This window comes from candidate division WOR-3 bacterium (assembly GCA_016867815.1).
Classification (GTDB): domain Bacteria; phylum Hydrothermota; class Tepidihabitantia; order Tepidihabitantales; family Tepidihabitantaceae; genus UBA2258.
This window is the reverse complement of record VGIR01000041.1, coordinates 1-21,574: the sequence shown is the minus strand read 5'-3', so window position 1 is coordinate 21,574 and position 21,574 is coordinate 1. Positions and strand designations below refer to the sequence as shown.

At 61.4% G+C, this 21,574-nt stretch carries 18 protein-coding genes and 1 tRNA gene; 9 read left to right on the top strand and 10 right to left on the bottom strand.

What is annotated here, in order from left to right; translation table 11 throughout:
• Window positions 1–197: 197 nt before the first annotated feature.
• The 3 genes from FJY68_07745 to FJY68_07735 are packed head-to-tail and all read right to left on the bottom strand — an operon-like array spanning window position 198 to window position 5,344.
• Window positions 198–1,610, bottom strand: a complete 1,413-nt coding sequence (locus FJY68_07745; protein ID MBM3331725.1) for a hypothetical protein — start codon at window positions 1,608–1,610, stop codon at window positions 198–200.
• Window positions 1,427–3,067: an SAM-dependent DNA methyltransferase gene (locus FJY68_07740; GenBank protein ID MBM3331724.1), complete on the bottom strand. Its 1,641-nt coding sequence runs from the start codon at window positions 3,065–3,067 to the stop codon at window positions 1,427–1,429. Before FJY68_07740 ends, FJY68_07745 begins: the two co-directional genes overlap by 184 nt.
• 24 nt (window positions 3,068–3,091) lie before the next feature.
• The gene (locus FJY68_07735) at window positions 3,092–5,344 is read right to left on the bottom strand and encodes a DEAD/DEAH box helicase (protein MBM3331723.1); all 2,253 of its coding nucleotides are present in this window, start codon (window positions 5,342–5,344) and stop codon (window positions 3,092–3,094) included.
• Between the two features lie 655 nt (window positions 5,345–5,999).
• Here FJY68_07735 and FJY68_07730 point away from each other — a divergent pair.
• The 5 genes from FJY68_07730 to FJY68_07710 all read left to right on the top strand — a co-directional run bounded on the left by FJY68_07730 (window position 6,000) and on the right by FJY68_07710 (window position 9,243).
• Entirely contained in the window at window positions 6,000–6,491 is a 492-nt protein-coding gene (locus FJY68_07730; protein ID MBM3331722.1) for a hypothetical protein, read from the top strand.
• A 558-nt stretch (window positions 6,492–7,049) separates the two neighbouring features.
• The gene (locus tag FJY68_07725) at window positions 7,050–7,757 is read left to right on the top strand and encodes a sigma-70 family RNA polymerase sigma factor (protein MBM3331721.1); all 708 of its coding nucleotides are present in this window, start codon (window positions 7,050–7,052) and stop codon (window positions 7,755–7,757) included.
• A complete protein-coding gene (locus FJY68_07720; protein ID MBM3331720.1) occupies window positions 7,754–8,233 on the top strand; it encodes an HPr family phosphocarrier protein in 480 nt (159 codons plus the stop codon). Before FJY68_07725 ends, FJY68_07720 begins: the two co-directional genes overlap by 4 nt.
• Before the next feature lie 194 nt (window positions 8,234–8,427).
• On the top strand, window positions 8,428–8,664 hold the full coding sequence (locus tag FJY68_07715; protein ID MBM3331719.1) for a hypothetical protein: 237 nt from the start codon (window positions 8,428–8,430) through the stop codon (window positions 8,662–8,664).
• A 204-nt stretch (window positions 8,665–8,868) separates the two neighbouring features.
• Entirely contained in the window at window positions 8,869–9,243 is a 375-nt protein-coding gene (locus FJY68_07710) for a hypothetical protein (protein ID MBM3331718.1), read from the top strand.
• A gap of 182 nt (window positions 9,244–9,425) precedes the next feature.
• On the opposite strand, the gene FJY68_07705 is transcribed toward FJY68_07710, so the two are convergent.
• Window positions 9,426–9,499: transfer RNA gene (locus FJY68_07705), tRNA-Met, on the bottom strand.
• Window positions 9,500–9,875: 376 nt separating this feature from the next.
• Here FJY68_07705 and FJY68_07700 point away from each other — a divergent pair.
• Window positions 9,876–11,018 (top strand): CapA family protein, encoded by a 1,143-nt coding sequence (locus tag FJY68_07700; GenBank protein ID MBM3331717.1) that lies wholly within the window; start codon window positions 9,876–9,878, stop codon window positions 11,016–11,018.
• A gap of 58 nt (window positions 11,019–11,076) precedes the next feature.
• On the opposite strand, the gene FJY68_07695 is transcribed toward FJY68_07700, so the two are convergent.
• The 6 genes from FJY68_07695 to FJY68_07670 all read right to left on the bottom strand — a co-directional run bounded on the left by FJY68_07695 (window position 11,077) and on the right by FJY68_07670 (window position 18,843).
• Window positions 11,077–11,667: a T9SS type A sorting domain-containing protein gene (locus FJY68_07695; GenBank protein ID MBM3331716.1), complete on the bottom strand. Its 591-nt coding sequence runs from the start codon at window positions 11,665–11,667 to the stop codon at window positions 11,077–11,079.
• A 20-nt stretch (window positions 11,668–11,687) separates the two neighbouring features.
• Window positions 11,688–14,552, bottom strand: a complete 2,865-nt coding sequence (locus FJY68_07690; protein ID MBM3331715.1) for a hypothetical protein — start codon at window positions 14,550–14,552, stop codon at window positions 11,688–11,690.
• A 50-nt stretch (window positions 14,553–14,602) separates the two neighbouring features.
• On the bottom strand, window positions 14,603–15,274 hold the full coding sequence (locus FJY68_07685; protein ID MBM3331714.1) for a hypothetical protein: 672 nt from the start codon (window positions 15,272–15,274) through the stop codon (window positions 14,603–14,605).
• Window positions 15,268–16,134: a hypothetical protein gene (locus FJY68_07680; protein MBM3331713.1), complete on the bottom strand. Its 867-nt coding sequence runs from the start codon at window positions 16,132–16,134 to the stop codon at window positions 15,268–15,270. Before FJY68_07680 ends, FJY68_07685 begins: the two co-directional genes overlap by 7 nt.
• A 598-nt stretch (window positions 16,135–16,732) precedes the next feature.
• Window positions 16,733–17,275, bottom strand: a complete 543-nt coding sequence (locus tag FJY68_07675; protein MBM3331712.1) for a hypothetical protein — start codon at window positions 17,273–17,275, stop codon at window positions 16,733–16,735.
• The gene (locus tag FJY68_07670) at window positions 17,272–18,843 is read right to left on the bottom strand and encodes a methyltransferase domain-containing protein (GenBank protein ID MBM3331711.1); all 1,572 of its coding nucleotides are present in this window, start codon (window positions 18,841–18,843) and stop codon (window positions 17,272–17,274) included. The genes FJY68_07675 and FJY68_07670 overlap by 4 nt, the downstream gene beginning before the upstream one ends.
• On the opposite strand from FJY68_07670, the gene FJY68_07665 reads away from it, so the two are divergent.
• From FJY68_07665 to FJY68_07655, 3 genes are all read left to right on the top strand, one after another.
• Complete coding sequence (locus tag FJY68_07665) at window positions 18,842–19,615, top strand: DUF1287 domain-containing protein (protein MBM3331710.1); 774 nt, start codon at window positions 18,842–18,844, stop codon at window positions 19,613–19,615. The two genes, FJY68_07670 and FJY68_07665, sit on opposite strands and share 2 nt — an antisense overlap.
• A gap of 358 nt (window positions 19,616–19,973) precedes the next feature.
• Complete coding sequence (locus tag FJY68_07660; protein ID MBM3331709.1) at window positions 19,974–21,047, top strand: hypothetical protein; 1,074 nt, start codon at window positions 19,974–19,976, stop codon at window positions 21,045–21,047.
• A gap of 14 nt (window positions 21,048–21,061) precedes the next feature.
• Window positions 21,062–21,373, top strand: a complete 312-nt coding sequence (locus FJY68_07655; protein MBM3331708.1) for a hypothetical protein — start codon at window positions 21,062–21,064, stop codon at window positions 21,371–21,373.
• Window positions 21,374–21,574 lie beyond the last annotated feature (201 nt).

Here is a 21,574-nt window from a genome sequence, read left to right as displayed (position 1 = left end):
AAAGAACTTGATTGCCTGGTCGTAGTTCAGGCCGGCTAGAAGCCGGATATCTCTATTCGCTAGCCTCCCACCACCGCGGAGATGGCGTTTGGCCTCGGAGAGCGCACGCCTGTACAACGCATCCCCCAAGGACGTTCTTCCCGGCAGGCTCAAGATGGCTTTCGCTCGATGAGTTCGGTGAGGTACACGGTTCCTCGTTAGCAACGTCGCGCTTCCAAGACGCGCTTCTGCTCCACCATTTCCCTTTCGACCAAGGCCTTGTTCTTCTCGCGCCACTTGGCCGTCAACTCGCCCGAGAAGGCACGGTGGAGAAGTGTGGACTGAGTCGCCTCCATTTGTGCATTTGCGGAACGGCGCTTTGCAGCCAGTGCCTCAAGACCGTTGGCGGCGGCCGCGAAACGACGCTGCAGTGCCCGGTCGGGCCTCGGAACTAGTAGACCAGCGTACTCCTGCCCGTTGATGTTCGGTTGTGCAGCAGAGCGTTTCTTGACCGCGACCCATGCCAGATAGTGCGGAGTCTGAGTATAGGCAAACGCCACCCACGGCTCGATCTGCGACGTGTCGAGACCGAACCTGATCATGTAGCCAGCGAAGACGCATGGTCCGTGTGATTCCCGGTACATGAACGTCTTGCCTACTGTGGCACCACTACGGGCGAAAAGCAGGTCGCCCGGTCTCAGAGCATACTCGGCCCAATCACCAGCCGCGACGGTCACGACGCTATCTTCACGAAGTCGGCCTTTGTCGTCGACATCGGTAATCCGAACATAACGTGGTGCACCCGGGGTCCATACGTCCGAACTCGCGTTGGCCCCGTACTGCGGCCCACTACTTGCCAGATCTGCGAGAGGTAAGACGGGCCACCTCCTAGGGTTCGTAGCCGGGTCGCCGAACATCTGATAGAAGAGGGCGGGCAAGATACGCTCGGTCAGTTTGTCGGCCTCGGTGCGTTTCTTCCGAATCGCATCGGCCTGGTCCAGAATCTCGACTATCCGGCGCTGCTCGGAGAGGGGAGGAAGGTCAATCTCTAGGTCGAGAATCTGCTTCGACGACAGGTGCTTCACAGTGACAAATGCGGTGCGGTGTTGTATCGCAGCCAGTTCGTCGTTTATCCAGTAGTAGATGTAGCGCGGCTCCACCACTGGGGCAAAGTTCGTAAGCCGACAGACGCGCTGATTCAACAGCGCGGTAGGTCCTCCCCACTGGTAGCAACCAAAGTCGCCGTCCATCCCAATCAGGTAGTCGCCATCATGGATGAGGAATTCGTCTCTGAAGGGACCTGTGTAGGTCGCCTCAGTTCGACTGCGAGGGAGATCTCGGATTCTGACCAAGGGAACTCCATCTCCCTCTGCGAACAGCTCTGAATCGAAGGCAAAGCCATTCTGAACGTTCAGTACATTTGAAAGACGGGCCACGGTCCGTCGCGTCAGGACTCCTCCACGTCCTTCAATAGCTTCTGCAGACCCTTGGTGATATCGCCCTCGATGGCGAGGACGTCTTTGATGAGCTTGCGCGGGTCGTCGTCGGGCGGCTTCTCCGCAACGGTCGGCTTGTATCTCCCAGCGGCCAAGTTGTAGTCGTTGTCCTCGATGGTTGCATGAGTGGCCCACCAGCACTTGGGCTGGTCAGAGCCGGGCTTGAGCACAGTATTGGCTTCAATGCCGGGCGGGGTCTTGAAGCCGGAATCTTTGTACTGCGACCACGCCTTGAGAAGGCCGGGGATGTCGTTCTTTTCAGGCGTTTCGGGCCGGACGCCGCCGGAGATCTTGTCGGGGTCGAATCCGTCATTGGACACCTCGTAGAACCAGACCGCCGAACTGCGACTGGCGGATTCGGGAGGGCGGTGAAAGACGAGGATCCCAGTCTTCACGCCCGCGTAGGGTTTGAACACACCAGCAGGCAGAGAGACGACGGCCCACAGGTCAAAGTCCTTCAGCAGCCTCTTGCGGAGCTCTCTGTGTGCAATCGTGGAACCGAAGAGCAAACCATCTGGCACAATGACGGCGCAACTTCCGCTTGGTGCAAGCGCGTCCATCATGAGCGCGAGGAAAAGCAGCTCGCTCTTCTTGGAAGAGGTTGACAGGTCTTTGCGTATTGACTCCTTGAGCAGGACACCAGCGAATGGTGGATTGGACAGGATGACCCTATACCTACGGTGCAGGTCGTCTTCGGTCAGCCCGCCCATCTCAGATAGGGAGTTGGCGCGCTTCACTCCCGCTTTGCGGATGCCGTGCAGGACGAGATTCATCACAGCGATGCGCATAATGGAGCGCGAAACATCTGTACCGTAGATGGATGCTTCGAGCCGCGCCCAGTCGGGCAGTTTCTCGCCCGGGCCTTTGCGATAGGTCTGAAGGTTCGGGATTTCTTTCTTCGCCTCGGCGATGGTCTGGTCTCGCTCTTCCAGCCATTCCTCGCCGTAGATGGGGACTTCGACCGGGTTCTCCGAGTAGCGGGCGAGGATGTATTCGACCGCGTCAATCAGGAACCCGCCCGTGCCGCAGGCCGGATCGTAGATAGTGTCGCCGAAATCCGGGTCAACCATCTGCACCATCATTGTCCGAATCTGGCGCGGGGTGCGGAACTGGCCGTTCAAGGCCGACTGGCCGAGGTGCGTGAGCAAGTACTCGAAGATGTCGCCCTTGGTGTCGGTGCCGAGCTTCGCGAAGTCGATGGAATCGATGATGTCTATGACCTGCTTTAGGACGTTGGGGTCGGTGACTTCAAGCACCGCGTCGCGGAAGTACTCGGAGATCTGCGGGGCTTCTTTCACCAGCGAGGCCATGTAGGGGAAGACTTGGTCGCGGATGAAGTTGCGCAGTGGCTCGCCACTCTTGAACCGCCATTCTGTCCAACGGAAGCGCTTGGCCTGCAGCGGGTACAGCGACTTGGTACCGCCATTCTTCACCATCCGCGCCTGCAACTCGCGCCGGTTCTCCTCCTCGTCCAGCATCTTCAGGTAGATGAGATAGGAGATCTGCTCGATATAAGTGACCGGGTTCACGACCCCGCCGGCCCAAAGGATGTCTGTCATGCGAGCAAGCTTCTGGCGTAAGTCAGCGTTCATCTGAGTATCCGTTCTTGTTCAACCTCACGCGGTCTGCCTAACGAATACGGTTTCGTTCATCTCGACTACGATGGCCTTCAGTCCGTCCTCGCCGAACAGGGCGACGCCACACTCTGCCGCCTGGACGTGCTCCAGCGGTGGCTTGAACAGGTCGTCCAGTTCCAGCTTTCCCCGCGCCACGCCACGGCTTTTGAGCATCGCAAGATACTGAGCCTGCTCGGGCTTGAATGCCCGGACGACAAGCCACGCCTGGAAGTTCTCGTTAATCTCTTCTTCGCGGGACTTCACTTTCGTCATTCCCAGGGCAGCGCGGACGAACTCGATGATATTGCCGCCCGGGCTGCGGTAGGCACGGCGCAGGTTGTCCTCGTTGAAGAACATGTCGGGCTGGTTGAGGCGCTGGACCAAAGCGTCTTCTTCCTTGGACGTCAGGGGCTTGCCGGAGCGGATCTTCCTGATGACCGGGTCGTCCTTGAGTACCTGACGGACGAGTTCCTCCCACTGGGACAGGTACTCGTGCTTATCCACCCGCTCACCTTCCGGCCCGACTTCGACGTAGGCGACGGCGTAGAGCCATTCATCCTGCAGTCCCAGATCGACCAGGTCGCGCGGCGGCTTCCACGGCCCACGTTCTCGTTGACCGCCCCAGCCGCCCTGGCCGGTGAAGACGTTGGTCTCCGTATCGTTGAAGTATTCATGGTTGCCGAAGAAGTCGTAGATGACGAAACCGCGCTTGCCGATGTGCGGTGCGGTGCGCGTGCCCCGTCCACGTATCTGCTGATACAGGATGGGGCTGCGGATTCGGCGGCACACGACCAGGTGCAGCAGCTCGCGCAGGTCAAAGCCGGTGGTGAGCATGTCCACGCTGACCGCGACCTGCGGGTAGACTTCGAGCTTGAACCGGCTCATGACTGCGTCGACTCCGGCTACATCCGAGGTTATGACTTCGGCGTAGTTGCCATGCTGTTCTGGATGCAGAGCGTTGAGGTAATGGCACAGCCGAGCCGCATGGTGCTTGGAGATGGCGAAGACAACCGCTTTGCCGGGGCAGGTCTTCTGGCCCGGCGCGAGGTCAAGGTAGTCTCGGCAGGCGATGGCGTCGAACTCGGCCATCATCTTGCGGTTTGAGTCTTCGTTGGTCCACTTGCGCTCGAACTCGGCCGGGTCGTAATGTTCATCGTCCACGTCCGCGCCTTCGGCGATGATCTTGGTGATGCCCTTGGCGAACTTGTAGGGCACGAGGTGTCCGTCATGGAAGGCCTTCTGGATTGGCAACGTGAAGTCCGGCTTGCCTTCCTGACATCCGTAGAACAGGTACGTGTTCCGCTCGATGTAGGGCGCGGGCGTCGCGGTCAGACCGACATGGAAAGCGTTGAAGTGGGTCAGCGCGGCCTGCCAGGAGCCATAGATGGAACGATGGCACTCGTCGGCGATCACGACGTCGAAGTAGCCACTGGAGAACTCCTGGTGGCGGTTGATCATCGTCTGGAGGAGACAGACCGTGATCTGCTGTTCCTGAGTGACCATGCCGGCCCTGAGCCAGTAGCTTGAGTACTGGTTTAGAATGTCTTGAATCGCGGCGATAGCCTGCTTGGCCAGTTCTTCACGGTCGACGAGAAAGAGGATGCGCTCGGCCCGTTCGGCCTGGAACAGGCGTTTGAGATACAGGCAGACGATATCGGTCTTGCCGGTGCCGGTGGGTAGTTCGATGAGGAAGCGCCGTTTGTCCATCTCGATGGCGTGGTCAAGCGCGCGCATCGCGTTCCGCTGGTAGTCGCGGACTTCGCGCTGCTCACCGAGGCGCACGTAGAACTTGGGGATAGGGATTGTCGCGAGCGGCTTGGCTTCAGAGCGCAGGTGGCGCAGGCGTTCGAGGTCGCGGCGCGAGTAGAGGGACGCGACCAGTTCGGCGTCAGCGTACTTGTAGTCCCAGAAGTAGGTGAGTTCGCCGTTGGACAGGAAGATGAACGGCGCGTTGATAGACTCGGCGTACTCGCGAGCTTGCTGCTTCGCCGTGTAGGGGTTGATGTCTGCTGACTTGGCTTCGATTACTGCCAGGGGTCGACCTCGGCTGTCGTAGAGCACGTAATCGGAGCGGCCTGAGGACGCGTTGTCGCCGGTGATGAACTCGCGGCCGTCCTTGCCTTCAGCCACGAACGCCGCACTCCTCGCCGCCGGCCGTTCAGTCTTGACCTGCGACTTGTCTTCGGGGTCCCAGCCTGCCTCGCGCAGCAGGCGGTCAATCACGATTCTCGCGTCAGCTTCGCTCAGTCCCATCGAACCAGGAATCCGCCAGACACGACGAGGTTATAGCCGGAAAGCCTGCCAAAGTCAAGCTGCGGTGTGGAATGGTCCCGGTGTCAGTCGGTGCAGCCAGCCAGGCCCCGATGCGGTCGCTGTTGCGGTGGCTGTTCCGGACGGAGGAATGATGGCTGGGGCGGCAGCTATTCTGTGGGCTGTTGCGGGTGCCGGAGCGGGCGCTGATGCGGTGGCTGTTGTGGTAGCCGGAGCGGAGGCTGGAGCGGGTGGTGAAGCGAGGGCTTCACAAGGTGGAGGACTCGCACCTGTTGCGGGTGCTGGAGCGACCGGATGAGCAGCGGCTGTAGCGAGAGCCGCACCGGATGCGGCTCCGAAGGGTAGAGCGGTAGTCGTTCCTTGCGGTACTGCAACTACTGCTGCGAAGCCCGGAGCGAGGGCTGCTCCAGAGGCCGCTCCGGGTGCAGGAGCTACCCCTACCGCCCAGGGGATGGTTTCTGAGGACAGGCGAAGTCAGAAGTCAGATGTCAGATGCTAGAAGTCAGAAGTGCGGAAGGGACGGAAGGAGAATGACTTAGCGGCAATGACCGACGATGAGCGATGGACGATGTACGAAACAACGAGGTTGTATGTTACGTTTTGGGGTTGTGGTTTCTCTAATACCAGTGAGGCCAATATGAAGAACACAAACTCGAAGCCCGAAGACCGAATGACGAATGACCCACCGTCCGAAGGCGGCCTGGGACACAAGTCAGTGACGAGCTCGACCGTCGAGGAACGAGCGGCGGAGCGAAGCAGGCGCAGGATTGAACGCTGGAAGACGAAGTACAATCCGGACCGCATTGCCGCGATCCTGGCGGACAAGGCCGAGTCGATGCGCGAGCGCTACAAGGCCCAGACCGTGATACTCTGCCAGGTCGAGAAGTGCGTTGGCGAGGTCACAGACGTAGCCGGCGTTCCACGGATCATGAAGGTCTGGTACATGGACTTCGGCCGCCAGGTGTACCGGGTTTGGCGCAATGTGCCTTCTTCGGTCCGGGATGTGGAGTGCGGCTTCGTCCGGCTTAAGTGGCAGGCGCGCGGGCTGGACCCGGCTATCCTGGACAAGGTGAAATGCGCGGTTGTCAAGCTGGTCGAGTCGCTGGAGGAGCCCGGAAGCGGAAGGTGAACCACAGATGAACGCAGATGGACACAGATTGAGAGTCCGGATCGACCGGAGACCTGAAGTCAGCTTGGTGGAGTCTGAGTCGCCGACGAAGATGCCCACCACGAGTCAGTGAGATTCTCGGGCGAGACCTGGCCTGAGAGTGTTGACAGGTACAAATTGAAAGGAGGAACAAGCATGAATGCGGCCACGGGGGCACGAGGACGCAACAGGCGAGGAGCCGGGCCGCGGTCCGGCCAACAAACAGCCTGCTGTAGAACACTTCGTGCCTTCGTGGTCGCTCTACTTCCCCTCTGCCACGGGCAGGGGCCGGAACCGAAGCCAAAGCCACGAAAGCACGAAGGACACGAAACGAATACGAGATCGACGGAGCCGGACAGAATTGGACTGCAGATGCGCTGTCGGACAGGGGCCACTGGGGCCAACGCAGATATGGTCTCGGACCCAGAATACCCATTCGGCGCTGGTCGGCGTGTATCGGCGGTTCTAAAGGCCCGTTTCATCCTCTTTCGTGACTTCGTGGCCATAGCCTCGGAATCCGGGAAAAGGTGATCGTTTGACATGAGATCGGAGATGACTAGCCTAAAGGAGGAGCAAGTGATCGAAAGCGAAACTGAGAAGCCGCGAGGGCCTTGCCGGCCCGGGGACCCGGACGGAAAATCCGTTACCCGAATGCTGGCCGGCCACACGGCGGCTGAAGAGCTTGATAGGAAGTACCGCGGCGGGCTTCTGGATCACGCCGCCCAGGCACTGCACAGCCTCGAACGCGCCCGGCGCGTGGTCGAGGACTCGCTTGCAGATGCCTTCAACAACATCGGCACGTTCAGAGGCCAGTCCACGTTCTTCACCTGGCTCTACTGCATCTTCAAGAACCGGCTGCTGAGGGAGCAGCGAACGAGGGCAGTGGCTGCCCGACGAGAGGTCGATTTCGAGTCGGAAACAACCGCTGACTCCGCCGACCCGGATGAGCCGGATGCTTCCCGACCGAATGAAACCGGCTGGCTGGACCAGATCGAGCAGTCGGTGTTCACCGGCAGGCAGCACACGCCGGAGAAGGACCATGAGGCGCGCGAGCGGTTGCGTGAGGTGGCAAAGGACATCCACGAGCTGCTGCCACCGCAGACGCGAGAGGTGTTCCAGCACATTCTCGCCGGGTTCTCGTTCGGCGAGATAGCACAGGTGCTCGGCACGAGCGAAGCGAACGTCCGCGGACACGTGATGCGCGGCCGAGCGGTGCTGAAGGAGAAGCGCGACGGGAGGAAGGCATGACGAGAGTTGCGGTCGCAGTCGAAGGCTGGAGCGCGGAAGCCGCAATCGCCTTCGCGCTGGCGGCCCGTCGGTTCGCCTCCGGGGTGACACTCAGCACCAGCGGCGAGACAGCCAACGGCAAGGACGACATCGAGGTCATGACCCTGGGGCCGGAGCCGGGAGAAGAGGTCGTGCTGGTAGTTGACGGCACCGACGAGAAGGAAGCATTCGACTCGCTCCTGGCAAAGCTGCTGAGCGTGATCGAGCGGTCGGAACACGCACACAGGATCGTGCTCGGACAGGGCATGGCAGGACGGCGTACAAGCCGGACCGACCACGTCCAGCCGACGTCACGGCGTGTCTGTGAACGCGAGGTGGTCGTGCTCGACACCATCGAAGAGGTAGCGCCGGCCCGGGCACACCGAAAGAAGCACGCCAACGGACCTCAGGCGCAGAAGTCGACGCGCAAGAGCAAACCCCGCAAGCGGAAGAAGTAGCCTACTTCTGAACCAAGAGGCCCGGGCAACCGGGCCTCTTCCCTTTCTAGCGAGAACCGGGACTGAACCGGTTTTCGTGCAGCGAGTGAAGTGTGTTACGTTCGGCACGTCCATCTTCTCTAATACCAGTGATGACACATAACAAAGACCAAGCAACAATGACAGCGGCCCACCTCGCTGCCGAGGCAGACCGAGTGGATGAGATGCTCGAGCTGAATCGGAGGGCGGAAAGCCTCGTCCCGAGGACGACGAGGGGACGCAGGGCGCTGGCGTTGCTGGCCTGTCAGGAGAAGCAGCTTCAGAGCTTGCGCCGCAGGCTGATGGAAGCCGCTCTGGCTGAACTTCTCTGGCAGTATCAGGACTTTGTCGAGGGGAGCGATACGGGATACGTGGTGAGACAGCTCATAGCCGACATTGGGACAAGACAATGACGAATCACCAATTACTAATGACTAACCCTGGGCGAGGACAGGCAGCGGGCCCATGTCAGATTGTAGATTGCAGACTTCAGATTCACGATTTGCCTCAGGAAGGGCCGGCAGCAGGCGAAGGCCACGCCTGGCCCGGACCGAGGCCGCAACCGGCATCCGCCATGGTAAGGATGCCAATCTCGTTGCCGAAAGGAGGTGACTAACATGCCAATCGACCCCACCAAGCGAATCGCCAACTGGAACGAGAAGTACAATCTCGAGCGCGTCAACGCGATCCTGACCGAGAAGCGACCGACGATGCTCCAGAACGTGAGCGCAGTCATGCCCCTGATCGCGGCCATGGAGCTGCAGGTCAAGCAGGTCTGTGATGGAGCCGGAGTGCCGACCATCCAGTACCCGTTCTACCTGTGCTTCGGACGTGAGATGTGGAAGCTGAGCCGTTCGGACATCTCCGGTGAGTCGCTCGCGAAGGAAGCGGCGGTTCTGATTGCCAAGTGGAAGGCGCGCGGCCTGACCGAGGCCGTGCTGCAGGCCATCCGCACCGACGTCTTCAACGTCGTCGCGCCGGTAGCGCCGTAGAGCGCCTCGCCCGGGGCGAGGGCGCAAGGCCAAAGTCAGAAGTGTAAATGACAATGGCCGGCGATGGAGCCCTGGGAGAGCTGACAGCGAGCGGCGAAGTCCAGAAGCGGCCGGGGAAAGCTGCCTTCCCCGGCCGCTCATGCTAGGAATCCAGAATCCACAATCTTGAATCTGCAGTGGAATGGGCCCGGTCCGGGTCGAACGGACGACCAGCTGATTATGAGTCAGCTGCTCTGACCAACTGAGCTACGGGCCCTTGCGGCCACAATCTACCAGAATCCGCAGCCGATTCAAGATTGTGGCCGAGACCCGACGCGCAAGCCCGAAGTCCGAAGCACGTGCTGTAGGACAGGGGCCGTTGCGGCCAATGACGGTTGAAACCCGAATGCTGCAATTCGTCATTTCCCGGTATTCGAGCTTCATTGTCCTCTGCGGTCCCTGTGTAACAGTGCAGGATTCGCACTTCCAGCTTCGTCGCTTGCCTTTCGCCGCCTCTGTCCTGAGATCGCCAAGTTCGCAGCAGTCTTGGGTGTCTTGCCTCTTGGCTTCTGCCTTTTGACCTCTGACTTGCGCGTCCGACGCGCTTTGTGCTCCGGTTGTCTTGACGAGGACACCCACTCGGGGTACGATGCCTGGCATTGAATCAGCCCCGAGCGACAGTGCTGCCTGTGCTATTCCTCGTCCTCCTGCCGACTGTCGGCGGCTGCGGCGCGGGCGCGGCTGCGCCGGGCACGAACTCCGTCACCTTCGCGTTCTGCGGGGACGTCTTCCTGCACAGTCAGAACATCGCCGCGGCGCGGGACGAAGGCACGCAGGAATTCAACTTCGACCCGGTCTTCTCGCAGGTCAAATCCCGGCTCGACTCCGCGGACTTCGCGGTCTGCTGGTTGGGCGGGGAGTTCTCGAATACACCGCCCTATCGCGGCTACCCGCTTTTCCGCTCGCCCGCCAGCCTGCTCCACACGCTGAAGCGCGCCGGGTTCGACATCTGTCTTGCCACCAACCACATCATGGACGGCGGTAGAAAGGGCCTGGCTGAGCGCATCCGCCTGCTCGACAGCCTGGGGCTGCTCCATGCAGGTGAATTCTCGTCGCCGGCCGCAGCCGGACGACCGTTGGTTCTCGAGAAGAACGGCCTGCGCATCGCACTTCTGTCCTATACGTACGGCACGAATGGCCTGCCGGTACCAGAGCGTTGGATGGTCAGTCTTATCGATACGGCGAGAATGGCAGAGGACGTTCGCCGGGCCGAGAGCCTCAAGGTCGACTTCACCATCGTGATGCTGCACCAGGGCGAGGAGTACCGCCTGACTCCGACCAGCGAGCAGGTTCGCACCGCCCGCTTCCTTGCCGGCCTTGGCGTCGACCTCGTCGTCTCTTCCCACCCGCACGTAGTCGAGCCGGCCGGAATGGTGGAAGGAGTCCGCCCGGACAGCGCGCCGTTCAGGATGCCGGTCCTGACCTACAGCCTCGGCAACTTCTACTGCGGGCAGAGTTACCCGAACACCCGCACCGGCCTGATTGTGGATGTGCAACTCGCCCGGGACAAATCCGGAACGCGGATCGTTGACGCGGGTTTCACGCCGACCTATATCTACAAGAGCGAACGACTCCCCGGCCGCTACCGAGTGCTGGCCATCCGAGAGGCACTGGCCGGCTTCGCCTCCGGCGCGGACTCGACTCTCACCGCTTCAGATACGGCGGACCTGCGCCGCGAACTCGACGCAGTAACCGCGCGCGTCTCGAATCCGTCGATTCCGTTTCAGGCTCGCTGAATGCTCGCGGGCGGGAAACCCGCCCGCGCACGGCACCGCGTGCAGAGCTACTCCAGCATCATTCGGCCATGAGCATCTTCTTCACGGCGGCGGAGTCCTCGGTCTTCAGAGAGCAGAAGTAGACGCCGGTGGGACAGGCACGCCCCCGCTTGTCCCTACCGTCCCAGGTCAGGTTGTACCGCCCGGCTTCCTGCCAGCCGTCAGCCAGCCTGGTGATCTGCCTGCCGGCCACGTCGTAGATACGGAGGAGGACCTTGCTCCTGACCGGAAGGTCGTAGGCGATCCTCGTGGTCACGCGAAAGGGGTTCGGGGTGTTGCGGTACAGCTTGAAAGCTCCGGGCGGGTGCGATGCCGCCAGGACCTCGCCCCGGTTGCGGTTGAGCCCGGCGCTGAATTCCGAACTCCAGAAACCGCCGATGATGTAGAACGGGCCGGCGTGGTCAGACCCGAGCGTCTGGATTGGAGCCTGGGAAACGCAGCCCGAAAGAGCATAGGGGCCGGCTTTGTCACAGAGGACCCCGGCGGACGTGAAGGTGTACCAGCCCAGGCCACCCGCCGCCAGGTTGTCCGACGAAACCCGTGACAAGCCCTGCCGGGATGCAACCGGACCGGCTGCCCACAAGCAGACGCAGAGAAGAAGGTAACCCATGACTCCTCCCTGTAGGTGCCTCACGGCTTGATCAGAACGTAGCGCATGCTGTCGGCATCCGGATCGATAGTACTGCTGCCGGGAAGGTAGGCACGAACTCTGATGGTATTGGCGCTCGTCACCTCACAGGTAGCGCAGAGTATGAAGCCGGCATTGAAACTAGACGTGCTGGTCACAAAGACCAGGTCGCCGACCGCAGCCCCGGTGATGGTGGCGGTCGTCTCGACGAATGCAGGCCCGCTTGTGCTTGGGAAATCGACGCTGACCGTCCCGAACCTTAACGACTGCATCGTCGTCGGTGAGGTGTTGCCGACCGCTGACGGATATCCCCAGACAGGGTTGCTGCCGGAGCCCTGTGATAGTATCGCCTTCCCCGAGTCTGAGTTGGTTCCCCGCTCGGTCTTGCTCAGAGTGACGTTGTTGTCGGTTATCATTCCGCTGGTGATCGAGTTGGCCTGGCCCGTACGCACGAAGCCGGTGGTGTCTTTGCCCTGCAGTGTCTTTGCGTTCCAGAGCGCCGTAGTGTCCTTGCCCTGCAAAGCCTTCGCGTTCCAGAGTGCTGCCGTATCCTTGCCCTGCAGCGTCTTGGCATTCCAGAGGGCGGTTGTGTCCTTGCCAAGCAGCAGGTAGGAGTTGCCGGCGACTCGGGCGCTGTCTGAAACCGGGGCTGAGGTCGCGTAGTCCGCGGTGTCGGCGTAGGGTGCCTTGAAGTTGGCGGCCACGTTCGCCCTGACGATCGTGTTGGGTACGATCATGGAGCTGGTGATCGAACTGCCCTGGGCCTCGTTGACGTATCGGCCGTCGCCGTAGCCCTGGTCAAACGCGACCGTGCCGGTGCCCGTTATCGGATTTGGTGAACAGATGACGCCTGTGGCCTGGGATACGCCCACCACCGTTCCGCTGTCGTTCCTCGCCGCCCACGCGCTGCCGTTCCACTTCATGACCTGATTGCTGGCCGCGCCCATCTGGCCCAGGTCCGCCGCCGCGATCGTTCCGTCGAGTATCTTGCCCGAAGTGACCGCGTTGGCGGCAATAACGGTTGCAGCGTGCGACCCTGTAACATCACCCTGGTGATCGGGAGCCGCCGGAACCGCCTGCCATGACGGATCGCTGCCGCTGCCGGTAGAGGTGAGCACATACCCCGTGTTCGCGTTGCGCTCGATCTTCGCCGTGGTCACCATGTTGGGGGCGATCTTCACCGTCACCACCGCGTTGTCGGCAATATCGCCCGTGGCCACCGTGCCGTCCAGAATCCCGGTCGTCGTCACTGCACCAGCCCCGATGTCGGCCGCCGCAATCGTACCATCGAGTATCTTACCTGACGTCACCGCGCTCGCGGCGACTGTCGGGTTAGGGTACGTGCTGCCGGCCAGGTCGCCACCGGCATTGCCGCCCGGAGGCACACCCGAGATCGTCATGTTTCCCGCGCTGGTAACCTGACCCTTGTCGTTGACCGTGACCTGCGCGACCTGCGTCGCGCTGCCGTACGTTGCAGCGGCAACACCCGTTGTCGCCAGGTCCGCCGCGGCAACCGTATTGTCGAGAATCTTGGCCGACGTGACTTTGTCTGCGGCTATCGTCGGGTTCGGGTAGTTGCCGGTCAGGTCGCCTCCAGCCGGACCGGTGGGCGACGCGCCGAGAATCGTCGTATCTGAAGCCGAAGTCAGGCGGCCGGCGGAGTCGACCGTGATCCGGGCAACATGGTATCCGTCGCCGTATGTCCCGGCGATGACACCGCTGGCCGCGATGTCTGCCGTCGTGATGGTTCCGTTCTTTATGTCAGCGCCTGTCACCGAACCGTCTGCTATCTTTGCGGAGTCAACCGCACTGGCCGCAATCTTGACCGTCGTCACATTCGCATCGGCAATGTCTGCAGTCTGCACCTCTCCGTTAGTAATCATCCCGGTAGCAACTGAATTCGCCTGCCCGGCTCGGACGAAGCCTGTCGTATCCTTGCCCTGGAGCTTCTTCGCATTCCAGAGGGCGGTTGTGTCCTTGCCAAGCAGCAGGTAGGAGTTGCCGGCTACACGCGCGCTGTCCGAAGCCGGGGCTGAGGTCGCGTAGTCCGCGGTATCCGCGTATGGCGACTTGAAGTTGGTGGCCACGTCCGCCCTGACAATCGTATTGGGTACAATCATGGCGCTGGCCACCGCGTCGGGCTGGCCGGTCCGGACGAAACCCGCAGTATCCTTGCCTTGCAGCGTCTTCGCGTTCCAGAGGGCACTGGTGTCCTTGCCCTGCAGCAGATAGGCGTTGGCGGCGACCCTGGCGCTGTCGGAAGCCAGCCGGGCATAGTCAGCAGTATCGGCATAGGGGGCGGTGAAGCCGGGGGCGACATCAACCCTGGCTATCGTGCTATCCGCTATCAAGGCCGATGCAACGGCGTTCGTATCGGTGTGACTTACATACACGCCGTCCAGGGCAGCGCTATCTCTGCCCTGCAGTTTGTCGGAGTTGTCCGCCTGGAATGCGAAGGGCACGCTCACCATCCTCTGACGGCGGAACTCCTGGGTAGAAGGGAGAACCCGGATGCCCAGGTAACACCCGGCTTGGGGCATGCCGGCGGATATGGGAACCTTGCTGCCAAGCAATATGCTGAAGAGCCCTCCCTGGGTTTCGACCGTCTGAGTCTCATGCCAGAAAGAACTCCCGGTCGAATCCGCGGAGAGCGAGAAGATCATGACGTAGCTGCCGTCATCGACCGGCCGGCCCGTGGAATCCGTGAGTTTCCCCTGATAGGCGATGAGCTGAGGTATTCGGACATCCAGGCTCGCTCCCCCTCTTGGAGACGCGGCGCTGTTCTTTGGTCTGGCAGCACTTTGCCCACCCAGCTGCGTTGCCGCCATGGCAACTGCCACTAAACACGCGAGGACATGATGTTTCACTCTTGCTCCTTCATCACTTCGGCAACTCCGGCACACCGAGGCCGCGGCATCTACTCAATCGTCACCTGGATACTATGATGGAAATCGACGTGGTTGGCCGGGTCATTGACCCTGAGGTAGATCCCCGTCGTGCCAACTGAATCACCCGTCGTCAACCTGAGGATCTTCGCCCCGGATGAATCCGTCAACGAGCACTGCGGCAACCAGGCTGGATCGCAAACGGGTTGGTCCCATGTGAGCCCGGCTCTCAGGTCGGGCCTGTAGTCATAGTCAATCACCGTTTGCCTCACGCTGTTTGGGTCCATCACCACCGAGTCAAGGTGAATCAGGAACTCAAAGACCGAAATGGGACACGTCCTGCTGGTATTCAGACCGCCCGGGTCTGTAGCAGTGAAGACGACGTAGCTCGTGCAAACCTGGTTGGGAACCGGTCCTATTCTCGCCGTGTCGCTGTAGAGTCTCACTTCCAACGCGGGCCCGGGGGTCAACGACCACGTGATGGTTGAATCCGCATCATCTTCGTCCGCCACAATGGCCCCGAGGTCAAATGCCCTGTAGCCATTCTTGCCGATATGCACAGCTCCCGAATCTGGAAGCGCCGGAATCAGCCCGGCCGTGTCCGAAACCGGACCGGTCACCAGCCTGGGGGGAAAATCCAGGTCAGACCGGCAGGCGCAGACGACCAATGCCCCGCAGACCAAGGTCACAACGAATCTCACCATATGCTCCTCCTCAACCCCACGGAGAGGCTCAGGTCCTTGTCCAACGAACAATAGACTCTAGTCGGGCTGTCGTCTCCCAGGAAAGCGACCTTTTCGGGGAAGAGTCTCTCCGACATCCTCAGCCCGACGTAGAATCCGAGTGCTATCAGAGGATATGAAGAATAGTAGAAAACGTTTCCCAGAGAGTGATACCGGAAGGCCTCGTCCTTCATCCTGGCAGCAGAAGCCGAATCGCTTGCTCCGCCATATGCCTTGACCTTGTCCGCAGCCAAATTGTCGAACAGCACCGAAGTGGAGTATGCCGCCAGTCCCAGCAGAGCGCCTGCGGACGCGCCGATGATATAGTTGCCGGGGCGGGGTGCCGTGTATACCGGGGACTTCACGGAGACGCTCTCACGCGGCGGCTGTGACCTGGGCGGCGGAGCTGTGTCGGCAGGTGGCGGTGGGGGCTGTTCAATTGGGACAACAATCCCTTCCTTCAGGTTCTGCCTGATTCGCTGGAACTCCTCCGCAAACTCCTCGGCCCCGACAGGAAGTTTCGCTTCGGGATCCCGCTGTGCGATCATCCTTAAGAACCTGCTCCCTTCCTCCTGCCGCCCCAGTTTGTAGTTGGAGAAGGCCAGGTAGAAATGGGCACGTGTAGAGTCGCGGGAGCTGAGCTGGGATTTCACAGCTTGATCGAGAGTCGCAATGGCGGCCTCGAAGAGGGCGCTGTCTTCATACTGGGCCATCCCTTTGATGACCAAGGCCGTGCCGCGTCCCTCTTGGGCTCTGGAGGTTCCTGCTCCGAAAACCGAGAGCAGCAGAAGGACCGAAAACGGCCACTTGGGGACCCTGCCAGAACTTCGCTGTTGGCGCACACCTACCTCCTGTCTTGCCATGTTCACTCAGTACCGGTACTTCCGGGCCGATACTGATTCGTGCCACGATCCCGAGACCCCCTCCTCTGCCCTTCGGTCGGGCAAGAGCGTCCCTCCGGTACCGATAGAATCCGGGCCCCGCAGGCGATCCACATTGTCGGGAAGCGAGACTCCAGGTTGAAGTCATCAGCTGTCATAGCCCCGCCCGGGTGATCCTCGATGCCTACCGCGGCCTCCTGGCCGAAAGGAAACGCAGCAACAATGTCTGTGTGATCTCACACCGGAACTCGAGCCGAGAAGAACACGTGCCGCCCCCTCTGCCTGGGAGCGACTGAGATCCATACCGGCAGCACTCGCAATGAACCCGCGTGCGAAAATCTACCAGAGGGCATCAGACAGTCAAGGAGGAGTGTCGTACCTTGAAACCGACACGGGAACTCACTGCCAAGACACAAGGGCGCAGCGAGGATCCGGACGGACACGGAGGGCGCGCGCGCGGTCGTCGCGCTACGCGATCGGCAGCGCCCGGTATCCGGCAGGTCCGGAATCCGGCACCTGGCCTCCTGGTGCTCCTGTACCGTGGCGCAGGAGCCCGAACTCAGATCAGGGCCTTGCGAAGATGCTCTGCGAGAATCTCTGCCACCAAACGGGCGCCGGCGGCATTCAGGTGTGCGCCGTCGATGGTGAACTCGCGGCCACTTCGCCAGGCAAACGACGCCTGCATGTCCACGTGTCGACAGCCGGCTTCGTCGCTCAGCCGCCGGACCATTTCGCCGGCTCGACCCAGCGAGTAGTCGTACATCTCCGCGCAGTCGTCCCCGGCAATCAGCGGCGATACCGCGAACGTGACCCCGGCCTTTGCGGCCACCGTCCGCAGCAGCACCCGGTAGTCCTCTTCCGCAGCTGCACTGTTGGTGACCCAGTCCGGGTGCATCATCACGTCGTTGGTGCCGATCCAGACGATAGCCGCATCGCCTCGCTCCTGCAGTCGCTCGGCCCGACGACGGAGCCCGGCTATGGTGTCTCCGTTGACGCCCAGGTTCACATACCGATGCCCCTGCAGCATCTCTTCGAGGAACGGGATGAACCCGACCCCGACCGTGCCTTCCGTCAGGCTGTCGCCGAGACAGAGAACCCTCATGCCTTGCTTGTCACGAGATCGAATACCAGGAACGACGGGAAGTCGCGGCAGTCGTCAAGCTGGGGCGCGTGCGCGACATCCTCAAGGGTCGGCCGCGGCTCGTAGATGCGCCGGATGAGGAATCCGGCCTGCTCGATTGCCTCGCTCCAGCCCTCAATCGTGAGCCGCACAATCGGCGTGGTCCAATAGCGATTGAGCCGGCTCATGGTCCAGTGGCAGACCGTCGGCCCAGCGTCGAAGTAGCGCCCCAGCCGGTACATCACCTTGCGCCCGGCCGAGTCACGCTCCCAGCCTCGCAGCGGCGCATCCATGACCGGGTGCGAAGCAGAGAACACGCATCTGCCGCCGTCCTTGAGCGCGCGCCTCGCGGCCTGGAGCGCGGCGCCCGGATCCGGCATGTCGTGCAGTGACATGCAGGCAACGACAAGGTCGAAGCTGCCGGCCGGCCACAGTTCGGCGACGGCGGCCGCATCCGAAACCCGGTATTCAATGCCCTGCGATTCAGCTTGCTCGTGCTTCAGTGCGTTCGCGATCTGCTGCTTCGAGATGTCCACCGCGCAGGCCTCTGCGCCGGCGCGGGCGAGCTGGCGTGTGAAGTACCCCTGGCCGCACCCTAGGTCGAGGACGCGGAGACCCTTCACTTCGCCGCATGCGCGCATCAGGGCCGGGCCGTGCAGCCCATGCCGGTACCAGTCCTTGCCCGACTCGACGAAGTCCTCCCAGGTCTCAGCGGCTTCATCCCAAGCCTGGCGCGCGCGCTCGCTGCCATCGGGATGGGCCGCTTGCCGCAGCCGCCAGAAGTGCAGGACATCCATGTCCTCGGGAATGTCGTCGCAGTGATCGCCTCTGCCCTTTGCAGCATCGAAGTGCGACCCGTGGTCTGAGACGAGCACGAGCGCGCGGCTGTACGTGGCCCAGTGCTCTTCGGTTGCCTGCCACAGCCGCATGAATGTCTCGACGTGTCGGGTCGCCGCGGCCACCGCCTCGGGGCTGTCCGGGCTCGTCCGGTGCAGTTCGTCGTCATATCCCTGGTTGTAGGAGACGATGAAGTCGTACCGATCGTCCTTGAGTAGTTGCAGGGAGCGATCGAGCACCGCGGCGTCATCCGCTTCGGTGTAGTAGTCAATTGCCCGGTTGCGGAAGATGATGTCCATGCTGCAGTCTTTGACCGCGACGATGGCCGTGCGCTTTCCGGCACGGGCCAGCGCGTCGAATAGCGTGTCGCAAGTGATCACCGGGCGTTCGTACTTCCTGATGCCATGGACCTCGGGCGGAGCGCCCGTGAACACCGAAGCGAAGCAGACCGGGGTCTTGGGCGGAATCATCGCCCGCAGTTCGACCTGCACGTCCGAGGCCGCAACAAGCCGCTTCTTCAGGTCAAGATGGTTGTCAAGGAAGACACGGCCAATGGCGTCTGCGCCGTAGATGAGGACGCGGTCTAGCGGAGCGGCCTCAAGCCTCAAGCTCCAAGCATCAAGCACGGACTCTATCGGTGGAGCCTTACAGGCAGCGGGCGGGTCGATGCCCAGCAGGCGGCAGAGGGTGGGCGTGACGCTGCGGATGTCCATGGCAGCATTCTCGCCCGACGCGGACGAATGTCAAAGAGCGCTTTGCTGCGGACCGAGCTCCACGAAATCCGTGCCAACATTGGCTCACCCGCGTCGCCCTCACCCTTCCCTCCCCCTCAAGGGGGAGGGAACAGAAGGGAGGTGGAGCATCTTGCTCACGCGAAGACCATCGGTACACTTGGTCGTGCATCTGGCTCTGGTCCTGCTTCTGCTGGCTCAGCCAGCAGCGCCGCAGGCTGAGTCAACCTTCTCCGACCGCCTGGCTGCCGCGGCTCTTGCGCAGTTGGAGCACAGGGTCTGGTACGATCCCTCCTACTACCACATTCCCTATCCGAACGGCGATGTGGCCGATACTATCGGCGTTTGCACGGACGTCATCATCCGTGCCTATCGCCGCGTTGGCCTGGACTTGCAGAAGCTCCTCCACGAGGATATCGTCGCGAATCCCCGGAGCTACGGCATCTCGCGGGCCGACGCGAGCGTTGACCACCGCCGCGTACCCAACCTGACGAGATTCTTCAGGCGGCAGGATGCGGCGCTCGCCGTCTCAAGCTCTGCCGCTGACTATCGCGCGGGCGACATCGTCGCCTGGCAGCTTGCGCCGGGCCTGACTCACATCGGCATGGTAGTCTGGAAGTCGGAATCGACCGCGACGAATCCGATGGTCGTCCACAACATCGGTCGCAACATGCGCGGCCCGGACCTTGAAGACTGCCTGTTCAACTGGCCGGTCATCGGTCACTTCCGCTACGCTGGCGGTCGCCGCAACTAGCTCGCCCATCTCTTCTCAGCCCGTCTCGCCTGAACCGGACCCGGCTTGAACTCCGCGCGCACACCTCCGCAATCAGACCTGACCAAAGCCCCCCAGCAACCGTGTTCGGTTTACTGTCCTCAGTCCTGAATCCTCAGCGCTTGCCCTGTGGCCCTCTTCAGGCTTGCCGACAGCAGGAGTGGCCGACTCGCCTCTGACAGGTTCTCACCGTTCTGCTTGACTCCGAAAGACGAGGAGTTACAATCCGGGCAATAGGGGGTGCCGAGAGCGGCAAAGCGGGGTCCCGCCGCTTCAGACTTCTCGACACCGGTCCGCACATGCTCCGTATCCGGGCGCTGAACGCGCCAAAGGAGGAAAGGTGAGAAGCAGTGCAGGTTGGCTCGTTGCGGCCGTGCTCATGGCCGCGTGTCCGGCTCTGGCCGTTGAGCCACCGCCGGTGCAGTGGGAGAGGACTTTCCAAGCCTATGATACTTGGATTCCCCAGGTCGTACAGACGCGAGACGGCGGTTTCATAGCCGCAGGCAGCGTGACTCCGAGCCGCGGTGAGCATGACGTACATCTGCTCAAGCTAGACGGTTCGGGCAACACCGAGTGGCAGCGAAGCATTGATGCCGGCAAGACTGGATATGCGTGTTCTGTGAGCGAAACCCGGGACGGAGGCTTCGTACTAGCTGGGGGGAGCGGCGACTCCGACAAGGTCACGGTGTTCAGGTTGGACTCAACTGGGAACCAGATGTGGTTGTTCTCGGACTTCTGGGGTGCCACGAACTACAACGTCGAGCAAACAGCCGATGGCGGATATGTCACAGGCGGGCTATGGTCCGTGGACGATAGCCTCTTTGTTCTGAAGTTGGACTCGGATGGCAGAGCTGAATGGCGGAAGAGCTACGATGGGTCCTACGGCCAATGGAATGCCAACATCCCTGTTCGGCAGACCTCGGACGGCGGCTACATCATGGCCTCAGAGGTTCTGCTGAAGACTAACGCCTTTGGCGATGAGATCTGGAGGCGAGGCTATCCGGACGTGCTAGTGATGTTCTCCGTCTGCGAGGCTCAAGGTGGCGGCTTTGTTGCGACGGGCATCGCGCGCGCCGCTGGAATACTGAGATACTTCAAGCCGTTCAACTTGGTCTTGCTCAAGACGAATGCGAACGGCGACCTTGCCTGGAAGAAGGTGTTCACCGATGGCCAAGAATCCGACGGACGGTGCGTTAGGCCGACCAGTGACGGCGGTTTCGTCATTTCCGGCACCATCACGCTCGACAATCTGGACCATGCACGTGTCGTGAGGACCAACTCACAGGGAGACACGCTGTGGACGAAAACACTCGAGGCCCGCACCGGCCTCGAATTCGGCCAACAGACTTCCGATGGCGGCTATGTCCTAAGTTCGGGAGACCAGAGCATCTGGAAGCTCGATCCCGAACAATAGGGGAGGCTGTCGTGTTGAATCTACTGAGAATTGTGTCGTTGCTCGTCTGTCTGTCTGGACAAGCTGCGGTGGGTATGGTCTTCGACGAGGAGCAATTCTTCGAGGATGGCAATAGGGACGCACAGATCCCCGACCAGAAGCTCTTCGGCAAGAAGGTCAAGTGGGGCTCTTGCGGTCGATACGTAGTGAAGAACCTCGAAGGCGCTGGATGCCGGTTTCCATACCACTCGTGGATGAAGCAATTCCTGTACGGCGTCCTGATGGACGGCAACCGCGATTTCTGCCACTACCAGGGGGACGTCCCGTCGAGCATGTCCCTCGGTTAGTTGAAATTCCTAGCGGCTCCCACATCACTTTAGGCAACTCTCTCTGTTGCGTCAATTTCTTTCGGTGACGCGGACCGTTCCAGTGCACTCAGCAATGCGGGGATGTGCCGGTAGCCATCTACGCACCGGAAGTGCTGCTCGGCATGTAGCAGCCCAGCTACACACCAGCGCCAGCGCATCTCGCCAGGGCGCCAGCGCTTC